Genomic DNA, 13,425 nt, shown 5'->3' with positions numbered 1-13,425 from the left:
AGTATCTGGAGTTACACTGATTTGGCCGCTAAACTTAAAGTTGCAGCACAAAAAGTACGATTAATACGAACTTAAGAATAAAAACTGTTCCTAATGAACAGTTTAGCGGTCAATTACAGTAAGAAACTAGTATTTTGGTTCCGAATCTCCATCTACCTATTCCCATGAGAATCCTCAAGATCCAGACCTTACGCGGCCCCAACTACTGGAGCATTCGACGCCACAAACTGATCGTCATGCGCCTCGATTTAGAAAACCTCGCCGAGACGCCTTCAAACGAGATCCCTGGCTTTTATGAAGGATTAGTTGAGGCTCTGCCTAGTCTGGAGGGTCATTATTGCTCGCCTGGCTGTCGTGGTGGTTTTCTAATGCGTGTGCGTGAAGGCACCATGATGGGTCACATTGTGGAACACGTAGCCTTAGAACTGCAAGAATTGGTCGGAATGCATGTCGGCTTTGGGCGCACCCGCGAAACTTCTACGTCGGGTGTTTATCAAGTAGTGTTCGAGTATTTGAATGAGGAAGCGGGACGCTATGCTGGCAGGGCGGCGGTGCGATTGTGCCAAAGTATTGTTGATCGGGGTCGTTATCCAAAAGCCGAATTAGAACAAGACTTACAAGACCTCAAAGACTTATGGCGTGATGCTGCGCTTGGCCCTTCTACAGAGTCGATTATCAAAGAAGCCGAAAAAAAAGGTATCCCCTGGATGCAGCTAGGAGCACGCTTCTTGATCCAGCTAGGCTATGGCGTCAACCAAAAGCGAATCCAAGCTACGATGACAGACAGAACCGGCATTTTGGGAGTAGAACTAGCTTGTGATAAAGAAGCTACAAAACGCGTCCTTGCTAATGCGGGTGTGCCAGTTCCCAAGGGTACGGTTATCAACTTTTTGGATGATTTGGAAGAAGCAATAGAATACGTTGGTGGCTATCCGATTGTGCTTAAACCCTTAGATGGCAATCACGGACGCGGCATCACCATTGACATCCAAAACTGGGAAGAAGCAGAGGCAGCTTATGATGCAGCCAGACAGGTTTCTCGGTCAATTATTGTCGAGCGATATTATCAAGGGCGCGATCATCGGGTACTGGTTGTAGATGGTAAAGTCGTAGCGGTGGCAGAACGCGTGCCAGCTCATGTGATTGGTGATGGTAGATCCAGTATTGCCGAACTGATTGAGGAAACCAATAAAGACCCTAATCGTGGTGAAGGACATGATAACATCCTGACCAAAATTGAGTTAGATCGCACTAGCTACCAATTATTGGAAAGGCAAGGTTACACTCTCGATAGTGTGCTATCTAAGGATGAAATTTGTTACCTGCGGGCAACGGCAAATTTAAGTACAGGAGGCATTGCTGTAGACCGCACAGACGAAATTCACCCTGAAAACGTTTGGTTAGCACAACGGATAGTTAAAATCGTAGGTCTGGATATTGCAGGGATTGATGTTGTCACATCGGATATTAGTCGTCCCTTACGGGAAGTTGATGGTGTAATTGTAGAAGTCAATGCAGCCCCAGGATTCCGGATGCACGTTGCCCCAAGTCAAGGTACTTCGCGCAATGTTGCCGGAGCCGTGATTGAGATGATGTTCCCCAGTGAACAATCTAGCCGCATTCCAATTTTGTCGGTGACAGGCACTAACGGTAAAACTACTACTACCCGCCTGTTGGCACATATTTTTAAACAGACAGGAAGAGTAATAGGATATACAACTACCGATGGAACTTATATCGGAGATTACTTAGTAGAAGCAGGGGATAACACTGGCCCTCAAAGTGCTCAATTAATCTTGCAAGATCCGACTGTAGAAGTAGCAGTTTTGGAAACGGCTAGAGGTGGAATTGTCCGTTCTGGATTAGCGTTTGAAGCTGCAAATGTTGGTGTAGTATTAAATGTTGCCGCCGATCACTTGGGACTTAGTGACATTGATACAATAGACCAATTGGCACATCTCAAGAGTGTGGTAGCTGAAGCGGTTTTTCCTGATGGCTACGCTGTCCTCAATGCCGACGATCTACGCGTGGCAGCGATGGCAGAGAGGACAAAAGCTAATATTGCCTACTTTACCATGAACCCAAATTCAGAATTGGTGCGAAACCACATCCAAAAAGGAGGAGTGGCGGCAGTATATGAAAATGGCTTTCTGTCTATTTTGAAGGGAGATTGGACACACCGGATTGAACGCGCCGAAAACATTCCCTTGACAATGGGTGGACGTGCGCCATTTATGATTGCTAATGCTTTGGCAGCTTCACTAGCGGCTTTTGTCCAAAACGTTTCGATTGAACAAATTCGTATTGGCTTAAATACATTCCGCGCTTCCGTTAGCCAAACGCCAGGAAGGATGAATTTGTTTAATTTGGGCAACTACCACGCTTTGGTAGACTATGCACATAATCCCCACAGTTACGAAGCTTTAGGTTCTTTTGTCCGCAACTGGACAAATGGAGAACGTATTGGTGTGGTTGGTGGACCTGGCGATCGCCGCGATCAAGATTTTATCGCATTGGGCAAGCTAGCGGCGGAGATTTTTGACTATGTAATTGTCAAAGAAGATGATGATACTCGCGGACGAATGCGGGGATCAGCAGCAGATTTGATTATTCAAGGTATTAGGGAAGTAAATCCTAATTATAAATATGAATCGATTCTGGATGAAACAGAAGCGATTAATAAAGCCTTGGATCTTGCCCCTGAAAACAGTCTGGTGGTGATTTTGCCAGAAAGTGTCAGCCGTGCTATCCAATTAATTAGGGGACGTGGTGTAGTCAAAGAAGAGATCACCCAACAAACTACCACCTCAAACACCGTAGACTCTCAGATAGGAGTAACTCCTTCTGTAGTAAATACGGTAAATACTATGTTGTAAATCAAAGAGATTCAGATCCCCAACTTCTACCCTTTGGGCAGTCACCCTCTGGGTGTCTACAAGAAGTGGGGATTCTGTTAATAAGCAAAATTAATGACATGAGCCACTAGCTATTAATTTCTTCTCCTTTTTCTGATTCTGAACTGTTCTCATCACTAGAGTTTTTATTCAATTCTTCTTTAAAACCCCGTAAGGTTTTGCCCAGTGAACTTCCCAATTCGGGAATTTTTTTTGGGCCAAAAATCAGAAGCGCAACGATCGCGATTACACCAACTTCCGTCCATCCCAGTCCAAACATTAGTGTCTCCTGTAAAACTCTTCCTTAAATCATAGTAGGGTGAACAATGCCCACCTTACCTTATTGATCTCGCCTAATTGGCAAACCCAGCCATTCACTCAATTCTTGAGCTAGCCATTGAACTTCTGTTTCAGATTGTATAGCGCCACCAATACCAGTCAGTTGATACTTACGCACTCCCGCCCATAAGATGATTTGAGGTGGTACGTCAAAACTGCGACCTTTGGAAGTAGTAGTCAAGTGTTGTGGAATATAGATCAGTTTAGTTATATCTTTTCTTGCTGATGGATGTTGGCAATGGAATTTTAAACCAAATAATTGCCACATTAAAGTAATCTGTTCGGAGTTAATCTCTAGTTTGATATTTCCAAATAAAGCATAGATAAATCCATATAACATGAACAAGCCAATCACCAAAAAAGGAAGAGCTAATACAAAAAAATTGATGTTGACAGGATAAGAAGAATAGATAGCAGTGATTATACAAAATAAAATCACAAATGAATTCCAGCCAATAACAGACCAATTTGCAATTTTGGTATATTTACGAAATCCCATTGATGGAAATATAATTTTGAGAGAATTTGTATCTTTAATGAGTTTAATTTTGCTATCAATTAATTGGGCGGTAACAAAATTGCTTGCATCTGTTGGCTGCTCTTCTTTCAAAACTTGTAATGCTTTATGACTAGATGCCAAACGCTTTTCTAAACTAGGTTCAGTCGCCCATTTTAACCAGTTAGTAAAGCCAGAATTGAAATTAACTAATAACTCAAATTCAAGTCGTAAATCTTTTTGCGGTAAATCTGCTGGATGCGTACCTGTCGCCAAGTAAATCAATGTCGCACCCAAGCTGTATATATCAGACGCTGGCACACCACGTCCAACAAATTGTTCTGGTGGCATATAACCATAGGTTCCCACAATGGTAATTGTTCCACCTTCAGTGGCAGCGATATTTTGTACTGAACCAAAATCAACTAAATAAACTTTTCCAACATGATTACCTGACCTATCTCCTAATAAAATATTACTGGGCTTAATATCGCGGTGGATAACAGGAGGTTTTTGATTGTGCAAGTAAATCAGAATTTCTAAAAGTGCTTTAGCTATATCTTTTAATTCTGTTTCTGTAAAAGAGCATCCTGCTTTTACGTATTCTTCTAAAGTTTTTACTGGCAGATAAGTTTGTACTAGAGCAAATCCTTTTAGTTGTGGTGAATTGACCTCAAAGTAATCCAAATAGCGTGGGATGGAGGGATGAGATAAAGATTTTAAAGTTTCAGCTTCACGTTCAAATAATTTCAGATCGCTCCATTCAAAGTCATGGTTAAAAGTTAGTAATTTGATTACAACTAATTCCTGAGCTTGCAAATCACGAGCTAAAAGTGTTCGTCTTCCTGCTTTTTTCCCTAATTACTGCTGTATTTTATAGCGTAGACGAAAAACATCTTCTTGCCAGAGATCGCCTAAAAATTCTCTAGTCATATATAGCGTTGCTGCTGTTAGCTTTTTTACGTTTATATCTAAAAATCTTTAGCTTCAGCAACCGCTAATTTTCTCTTTCCCAGGCTGGCAGCCCAGGAAATCATTGATTGAGGCTCTGTCTCCTCTTCATGAGGCGGAGCCTCAGTTTTCATCACTATGCAGAGCATGGTAATGAGAAATTCCGATCGCCTTTCCTCACCTAAGTTTATCTAATGAGTAAGTAATTAATACAAATTTTACATTTAAACCAATAAATATACGATAAAAATTTTTGCTTGCTAAACAGGCTGGAAAGAAATTTTTATAAAAACTACATAGAAATATCTATACTGCGAATGGCAATAGTGATAAGTGTAATATATTACTTTATGTCATTTCCTAATGGAATGCATTCTCTTGGATTATGAATTAAAAACATGACTGTACAAAATACCTGATAACTAAAATTGCCAATTTTTAACAGAATTTATGAACCTCGATCGCAAACTTTCCCTGTACTCATCACTAGCTCATTTTGGATTGCTCAAGAAAAGTTACACCGCCAAAATCATGTTAGTGGCATTTTTAGGCACTCATGTACCACTGTTGACATTACTCTTTAGCTTCGTCATTTCAAATTCCTATTCTTTCGAGATAGCAGTACGAGTTCTACTTATTTCTCTGGTGGCTACATTGGCAGGTACGGCAGCCACTCTCTATGCATTACGCCATCTCCTCGCTCCAGTGATTTTGACATCTGCTGCATTACACAACTATCTAAATACCAAAACCTTACCCGAACTACCTACCCAATTCACTGATGAAGCAGGTACGCTGATGGCGGATAATCATCGCTGCTCCACACACCCAATCGGTTTGATAGGTGTCTTCACGAACAGGAGGTGCAACTACCCATTTTGATAGTAATTTCGATACCACTCCCAGACGCAAACCAGAATTAAGTTCGCTAAAAATAGTGTGGAAGCGAAAAGCTTACGGTTGAATATTACAGCAGAAGGCCTGGAAACTCAAGACCAGCTTGACTATCTGCAAATACGGGGATGTGACGAAGGTCAAGGATATTACTTTAGTAACCCCGTTCCTGTTAGTACAATTACTCAAATACTGAAGGAAAGTTCTCGGCAGAGCGATCGCTCTTTGGTTCATACTTGTACTATATCTAGTTCAGCAGCAATGCCGAAATGATCTGATGGATAAATATTTTTGCGATCAGGTGCAGGTTCAGTCAGAATCAGCTGGCAATCACGGACGCTCAAGTACTTGTTGAGAAATATGTAGTCAAGTGTACCGTGCCAAGGTGTGAATTTGCGGTGAGTCCACAAGTTCATCAATCGCAGCCCGAATGGACGCCATAACTTACTGTGGGCTTGCAATAAGGGTGTAGGACAAGTATACTCTGGTTCGCAACCATGCTGGGCGGCGTATGCGGAAGTAAATTGCTCCTGCATAAATGCAATTTCTGGAGTTTCAGGTGTAGCGTTAAAATCTCCCACAACTACTACAGGTAGATCTGGAGCTAAGGCACTGAGCCAGTTGACTAACGACTGTATTTGTCTCATCCGCAAAGAAGAAGAACCGGGTTGGCAGTAATAATGTCCGTTGCAAAATACTAATGAGCGATCGCCTATTTTTACCTGTACGTATTGTGCGATCCGCCCCTGGGATTGCAGATCGAGTTCAGCTTGTTGAATAAACGGATGGCGGCTGAGAATTGCAGTTCCGTACTCGGTTCTCAATACATAGGATCGCTCTTGAGCAGCAACTAAGTGGACATAGGGCATATCAAGCTGTTCAGCCAACCACAAACCAGTATTTGCTTGCAAATTGGTTTCTTGCAATCCAATCAAATCTGCCCCAACTGCGGCTAAACCTTCTACCAGCAACTCGCGCCGCTGCTGCCAGAATTTCATTTCATACAAGATGTTGATAGTGGCAACTTTAATCATGGCAGTTATATCAATACTGTCCAATTAAAGTCCAGAAGTACCCATCAGGTGCGACAAAAGAGAAACTCGGTTCTCCAAACTCATTCTCCACGATATTTGTAAACTTTTGCACTCCACTGGCTTTGATGCGATCGCAAAATTGCTCAAGTTGCTGCACTCGGTAGGTGTACAAACACATTCCCAAACTACCTGGTTTAGCTGCTTCAAATCGCGATTCTATACTCATAGAACTAGGAAAGCGAATAATATAAAGTCTGCCACTCCGTGCCGCCATCAAATCGGTTGTGGAGGAACGCGGATCGTCAAAGGCAGTGACAAAAAATTTTTCACCAGGTTGAAGTCCAAAAATTTCTCGCCCTGCAAGCGATGATTCGTAGCTAGTCTCTACATCATCACGCACCCGCAACAAACCCATAACTTCGTCATAAAATTTCAGTGTTTCTTTGCTGTCATCTTGAATTACCATCCCCATATGGGTAAACTGGCTTGTCTTGAGCAGAGAATTGCTATTAATCTTTCCATAATCGGCAAGTGTATAGCCAAACCTTTGAAATAAAACTTGTCGCGTCAGTGGTTGCAATAACAGCATTTCTCGCACCCCTACTGTGGGATCAACAAACGGACGATTTTTTCTCTCCTTGTTGTAGATAATTTCCCAGTGGGGATGAGTATATGCGATCGCCCAACCAGCAACTTTTGCTTCTTCTACATGGTTGAGGACATTTAAAATATCAGTTGTTAATGTCGTTGCCCAGCGATTTCCCCTCACCTTCATTGACTCCATGCCTAATCCCTGATTGGTGGGATTTTGCCAAATCATCAGTCTGATCAAACCATGATCCGCATCTTGGTGGTAAAGGCGAATTGAGCGTAAAGATGAGTCTACACCATATAATTGTCTGGCTGTAGCTGGTGGTAATTCTCCCTCTTGACCAAGGCGATAGCCAAATTGCTCCCAATATTGAATTGCATAAAGCGGCTCTGGTACGCCAATACACACTTCATATATGCCTGCTATTGCCGTTTTTTGTCCCTGATTCATGGTTTATTAAATATACGGGGAATAGGGTATATAGGTTATAGGTTACAAGGGACAGGGGACAGGTGACAGGGGACTCCCAATCTCCGATACCCGATACCCAATCCCCAATCCGCTAAATCAGCACCAACCTTTAGTTTCTGAAGTTGCAAGTACTACATTCTGCCTAAAGAAAAAGTTAAAATTTCGTTTATGTAGATACACCAGGTATAAAATTTACACATCTATCCAAGGAAATAGATAATTATTTACGTGTTTTCACTTACTAGCTAAACAAAGGTGCGTTCGGTGTATCAGCAATACGGACATTGCTATCAATGTCAGCCAGAATTGGTGTGGTTAAATATTCTATCCGACTCTGCGATCGCTCTCGCCTATTATTTAATTCCCATAGTGTTGGTTTATTTTGTTCGTAAGTGGCAGGATTTTCCCTTAAACTGGATATTCCGGTTAATTACGGTATGGATTATAGCTGCTGGAACATTCCATATAGTAGAAATTTGGACGCTGTGGCATCCAGTTTCTTGGTTATTGGGAACTATTAAAGCCATCACAGCTTTTGGCTCGTTGGGTACGGCTGTATTACTGATGCGATCGCTTCCTCAAATTCTCACAACTCCTAATCTTACAGAACTGAAAAAAGCCAATCAACAACTAGAAATAGAAATTGCCGAACGCCATTTTACAGAAGAAGCATTACGCGAAAGTAAAGAACGCTTCCATAATGCCTTTGACTATGCTGCAATTGGCATGGCATTGGTGGGATTAGATGGCAAATGGTTGCAAGTGAACCAGTCTTTGTGCGAGATTGTCGGTTATTCAGAACAAGAATTGCGATCTATAACCTGTGAAGAAATCACCCATCCAGACGACCGAGATATAGACCTTAGCTATATATCCCAACTGCTCAATGGTGAGATTCGTTGTTACCACATAGAGAAGCGCTACATACACAAGTTTGGACATATTGTCTGGATATTATTAAGTATATCGCTAGTACGCAATGTTCACGGTCAACCCTTGTACTGGATCGCGCAAATTCAAGATATTACCGAGCGTAAAGAAGTAGAAACAACCCTACAACAACAAGCTTGTATTTTTGAAAATATCTCTGACGGTGTGATTGTAACGGATTTATTAGGTCAAATCCTAGACTGGAACAAAGCCGCAGAAAAAATGTTTTACTATAGCAAAGCAGAGGTATTGGGTAAAAAATTAGGAATTTTGCACAAACCGCAACAAGCTACTGTATTAACCCAGCAAATATTAGATGAGTTGCTTAATAATGGTCGGTGGAGTGGGGAAATTAACTTTATTCGCAAAGATGGAACAGAAGGTGTATGCGAAACAGTAGTTGTACCCTTGTACAATGAACATGGCCAGCCTAGTGCAACGATTGGAGTCAACCGCAATATTACAGAACGTAAGCAAGCAGAAGCCGCTTTACAGCAAGCAAATCAGCAGCTAACTGGTTGGGTACAAGAACTAGAACAGCGCAATCGTGAAATTGCCTTACTGAGTGAGATGAGCGATATTCTGCAAGCGTGCTTAACAGTTGAAGAAGCATATAATGTAATAGCTCAATTAGTCCAACCCCTGTTTCCCAATACATCTGGTGGAGTATTTATTATCAGTGCATCAAAACACTTGGTTGAAGCTGTGACAACCTGGGGTGATGCCAGTGCTGGTTTTAAGACAGTCTTTTCTCCTAAACAATGCTGGGCATTACGACGTGGGCGATCGCATTTTACAGTAGCTGATGCTCATGGTTTGCAGTGTAGCCATATTGAGGAAAAAGGAGAAGCTCTTTGCGTACCGATGATGGCACAAGGAGAAGCCTTAGGAATGCTGCACTTGCATTCCCAAGATAAAGAACAATTGACAATTACCAAACAAAGGCTAGCCTCTGCCGTTGCCGAACGCATTGCCCTCGCATTGGCAAACTTAAGACTAAATGAAGCTTTACAACAGCAAAGTATCCGCGATCCGCTAACTAGTTTATTCAATCGCCGCTATCTAGAAGAATCTTTAGAACGAGAAGTCAGCCGAGCCGAGCGCAATCAACAATCTGTAGGGATTATCATGATTGACGTAGACCACTTTAAACGCTTCAATGATACCTACGGTCATGAGGCGGGTGATATCGTGTTGCGAGAACTCGGTATATTTTTAAGAAAACATATTCGTAAAGCTGATATTGCCTGTCGCTATGGGGGAGAAGAATTATTGTTGATTCTGCCGGAAGCTGGCTTAGAAGTTTGTCAAGAAAGAGCCGAGCGCATACGGCAATGTGTTAAGCATCTAGATGTTCATCATCAACGTCAGAAACTTGGCAACATCACATTGTCAGTGGGAGTAGCAATGTTCCCAGCTCATGGCTCGACTGGTGCAGCAGTGATAGAGGCTGCTGACGCCGCACTATACCTTGCAAAAAAAGCTGGGCGCGATCGCGTTGTTGTTGCTCAATCCCATTTAGGAGAAACGAATGGCTTACTAACTCCTGTAACTGCTAAACGAGTGACACAATAGCCAGTGCTTTGGTAATGCATATCTTGAAAATAAGGCGGCTTTGCTGGAGGCACAGAGCAACTGGCGTGGGGTTCCCCCGTTGTCGCGACTGCAAACAGACAGAAGAAATAAAGATTAATCCTCGTTACTAGGCTCAACCTGGTAACGAGAAATGAAACGTAAAATTTGCCTTGTTAAGATCCTCGACTTCTGGTGAGAAGTCGAGGATCTGTGTTTTTAGTTTATTTGTGTTGACTAACTTATACCAATTTGAGATTCAAAAATTTTTAGCTATGAAAATGAATTATGTACGACATTTCACAGCGATCGCTTGATTGTGAATAAAGTCACTACAATACTTGATTTGTAAAAATCGATAAATCAGAACCCTGACTTTTTAAAGAAGTTGGGGTTCTTACCATTCGTGGTATGAATGGTTTCAACCTTTTGATAGGGAAGTAATTAAAGTAACACCACCATAGAAAGAGGAGAAAAGACTTTTAAATTTTTAACATAGCTTTATATCATAACTAATTTTTAGACACTGAAGAAATTATGTATAAACCATTGTGCTAGAGACCCCAACTATAGTAAAAACTTAAGCCTAAATATCGTCAACATTATTAATAAACCTTGATTAATCTTAGTTGGCTGCTAATTTTAGATTGTGGTTTCTTGATGTTTGAGATAGATATTCATACACAAGAATTACCCAACCTCATATCCAAAATTGAATAGCTTGTGTCTGTTTTGAATCAGACATTCATGCCCAGTTCGGATACTAATAACGCGATCACTACCCATGCTTTGAAAGCTTTGGCGAAGGTATATAAGCCCATAGCTATGCTACCAATTTAGATTTGACAGAGCTTTTCAATCACTACTTCTTTCCTTGTCATCAATATAGACAAAGGGTAGAACTGAGGCACCACAGACATATGCTTCCTGTTTTTAGTTCCTTATCACTAATCAAAGGAGATGCAACTATGGATATTAAATATCAAAATCCACTTGTTCTAGCTGTCATTGCTACAGCTATATTTTTGGGTATCCAAGCAATTGGGCGATGGTGGCGTGAACAGCAATATAGTTTTAACGGCAAAACAGTGCTAATTACAGGTGGCTCACGGGGACTAGGTTTAGTCATGGCACGCCTGTTGGTAAAGCAAGGAGCAAGGTTAGCGATTTGTGCGCGTGATGCAAAAGAATTGCAAAAAGCACGTATGGATTTGGAACAGCGTGGTGGAGAAGTACTAGCTGTACCTTGCGATGTGACTGATGAATTTGAAGTTAAGCAAACGATCCGGATAGTACGCGATCGCTTTGGTGAAATTGATGTACTGATTAATAATGCAGGTATTATCCAGGTAGGGCCGATCGCAGAGATGACTCTTGATGACTATGAAGAAGCTATTAAAACTCATTTTTGGGCGCCGCTATACACAACTTTTGCCGTTTTGCCGCAAATGCGTCAACGCGGCGAAGGACATATAGTTAATATTTCTTCGATTGGCGGGAAGGTGAGTGTACCGCATCTATTACCCTACAGTGCCAGTAAGTTTGCTTTAGTAGGACTGTCGGAAGGAATGCGAGCAGAATTAGCAAAAGATGGGATTGTTGTCACTACTGTTTGTCCTGGCTTGATGCGTACAGGCAGTGCATATAATGCTTACTTTAAAGGCAACAACCGTCAAGAATATGCCTGGTTTAGCATTAGTGATTCCCTGCCCTTACTTTCTATGAGTGCTGAAAGTGCCGCAAATCAGATTATCTCAGCTATCAAACGAGGAGATGCAGAAGTTGTGCTATCAATTCCAGCACAGATTGGTGTTAAGTTTCACGCTCTATTTCCCGGACTTACCTCTATAATTCTCAGTTGGGTAAACAGATTTTTGCCAGAGGTGGGTGGTATTGGCAGCGATCATGCTCAAGGAAAAGACAGTACATCTTCAGTCTCACCATCTGTTTTAACAACCTTAGGTGACAAAGCAGCACAACAAAATAATCAGTTTTTTGAAGAAAAGTCAGAGATGACATAGGCAGGCTTCACTTTTGGCTGCAAGATGAAGTGCGATCGCATCCACTAAATATTGACTAAGTAGAAAGACTCAACCTAAAAAGTTCGTAGTCAGGGCTTGAGCCGCTTAAAAGTCTTATGCACAGTGATAATATCGCTAACTACGAACAAAAATTTCTCTGAGATTTAACATTTTAATGGTAAAAACTTCTCTTCCCGAATCTAAATGCCTAAGCACCCTATTTTCAGGTGAGATATAAACTTTATCCCGCTATAGAGAAAGCGTTATACTTAATTTATCAGTAGGAAATCATAATTTGTTACCTTAGATATACTGGGATTAAAAATTAATTAATTTAGATTTAAGATTACTTGTCTGTTCTTGAAGCTTAGAGGTGAGCAGAATAATTTTATTTAGCAACAAAGTATAGAAAAAGTATTAGCTTAGATTTGAATTTTAAATTAGTTAACCATAGCGATAATGCCGCCACCAGCAACTAATTAATATTTAATAGGAGTCTTTATGTTAGTCAAAAACCGTTTTCAAAACTTTGAAGAGTTATTATCTAGCTCGGAGCTACCATTATTAGTAGTTTTTAATGCTCCTTGGTGTGGCCCTTCTCACCTTATGGATGCAATTTTGAAGCAAGTAAATACTCAACTGAAACAACAACTTGAGATTATTAGAATTGATAGTGAAAAAGATTCTGAGTTGGCTTCTCGCTTCCAAGTTCATCCTTTACCAACAATGTTACTATTTAAAAATGGTCAACTTATAGGACGAATTGAAGAAGAGCGAAGCGAGAATTTAATGCCAGCCGAACGTTTAGTGCAAAAGTTGCAAAATCTGCTCTCAAAAGTTGAGTAACTCACTTCTTGCACTAGCTGTTGATTGCGATTTTTGTAAGAGAATGTTTTGAAAGTTCTCTTGTGGGTAGCGAAAAGTTTTAAGTAGAACAAGGTAAATAATTAAAGGTTTGCAGTGTAGACGCTCTTAAAAGTGACTTCCCGTAGGAAGGACTAAAGTCCATCTTACGAAATGGCTGCCAATATTTTCACATTACTTCACATAGTTTGGTTTTTTCAAGTCGTTTTACTTAGATCCCCTACATTCCCCTTAAATAAATAGGGCTTTGATTCTAGTTCGCCATTTTGAAGAGAGGCAAGGGGGAATCAATACCTGCCAAAACTCATAGCCAACTAATTTTCAAACAACTGATACCATTTCACTTTTTGAGTGATTCGTATTCAAC

At 41.1% G+C, this 13,425-nt stretch carries 9 protein-coding genes and 1 pseudogene; 6 read left to right on the top strand and 4 right to left on the bottom strand.

Annotated features, from left to right (window positions below; translation table 11 throughout):
- The first annotated feature begins 164 nt into the window (after positions 1-164).
- Positions 165-2,876, top strand: coding sequence for a cyanophycin synthetase (cphA, locus tag QUB80_RS13935; protein WP_289790100.1), 2,712 nt, complete (start codon positions 165-167; stop codon positions 2,874-2,876).
- Between the two features lie 106 nt (positions 2,877-2,982).
- On the opposite strand, the gene tatA is transcribed toward cphA, so the two are convergent.
- Positions 2,983-3,174, bottom strand: coding sequence for a twin-arginine translocase TatA/TatE family subunit (gene tatA / locus QUB80_RS13930; protein ID WP_289790099.1), 192 nt, complete (start codon positions 3,172-3,174; stop codon positions 2,983-2,985).
- A gap of 60 nt (positions 3,175-3,234) precedes the next feature.
- Positions 3,235-4,548, bottom strand: coding sequence for a serine/threonine protein kinase (locus tag QUB80_RS13925; protein ID WP_336622323.1), 1,314 nt, complete (start codon positions 4,546-4,548; stop codon positions 3,235-3,237).
- A 582-nt stretch (positions 4,549-5,130) separates the two neighbouring features.
- Here QUB80_RS13925 and QUB80_RS13920 point away from each other — a divergent pair.
- Both QUB80_RS13920 and QUB80_RS13915 read left to right on the top strand, forming a co-directional pair.
- A pseudogene (locus QUB80_RS13920) lies at positions 5,131-5,487 on the top strand (GGDEF-domain containing protein); the annotation flags it as partial.
- Positions 5,488-5,619: 132 nt separating this feature from the next.
- Positions 5,620-5,847, top strand: a complete 228-nt coding sequence (locus tag QUB80_RS13915) for an EAL domain-containing protein (RefSeq protein WP_289790098.1) — start codon at positions 5,620-5,622, stop codon at positions 5,845-5,847.
- On the opposite strand, the gene QUB80_RS13910 is transcribed toward QUB80_RS13915, so the two are convergent.
- Both QUB80_RS13910 and QUB80_RS13905 read right to left on the bottom strand, forming a co-directional pair.
- The gene (locus tag QUB80_RS13910) at positions 5,805-6,608 is read right to left on the bottom strand and encodes an endonuclease/exonuclease/phosphatase family protein (protein ID WP_289790097.1); all 804 of its coding nucleotides are present in this window, start codon (positions 6,606-6,608) and stop codon (positions 5,805-5,807) included. The genes QUB80_RS13915 and QUB80_RS13910 overlap by 43 nt on opposite strands.
- A 10-nt stretch (positions 6,609-6,618) precedes the next feature.
- Positions 6,619-7,650 carry a VOC family protein gene (locus QUB80_RS13905; protein WP_289790096.1) on the bottom strand — a complete coding sequence of 344 codons (1,032 nt, stop codon included), beginning with the start codon at positions 7,648-7,650 and terminating at the stop codon, positions 6,619-6,621.
- A 285-nt stretch (positions 7,651-7,935) separates the two neighbouring features.
- Here QUB80_RS13905 and QUB80_RS13900 point away from each other — a divergent pair, with 285 nt between their 5' ends.
- The 3 genes from QUB80_RS13900 (at position 7,936) to QUB80_RS13890 (ending at position 13,040) form a co-directional block, all read left to right on the top strand.
- Positions 7,936-10,176 (top strand): diguanylate cyclase, encoded by a 2,241-nt coding sequence (locus tag QUB80_RS13900; protein ID WP_289790095.1) that lies wholly within the window; start codon positions 7,936-7,938, stop codon positions 10,174-10,176.
- Between the two features lie 965 nt (positions 10,177-11,141).
- Entirely contained in the window at positions 11,142-12,194 is a 1,053-nt protein-coding gene (locus tag QUB80_RS13895; protein ID WP_289790094.1) for an SDR family NAD(P)-dependent oxidoreductase, read from the top strand.
- Positions 12,195-12,695: 501 nt separating this feature from the next.
- Positions 12,696-13,040 (top strand): thioredoxin family protein, encoded by a 345-nt coding sequence (locus QUB80_RS13890; protein WP_289790093.1) that lies wholly within the window; start codon positions 12,696-12,698, stop codon positions 13,038-13,040.
- Positions 13,041-13,425 lie beyond the last annotated feature (385 nt).

Source organism: Chlorogloeopsis sp. ULAP01 (assembly GCF_030381805.1).
Lineage (GTDB): Bacteria > Cyanobacteriota > Cyanobacteriia > Cyanobacteriales > Nostocaceae > Chlorogloeopsis.
Note: the sequence above shows the minus strand (reverse complement) of the source record. Positions and strands in the feature narration are given on the sequence as shown.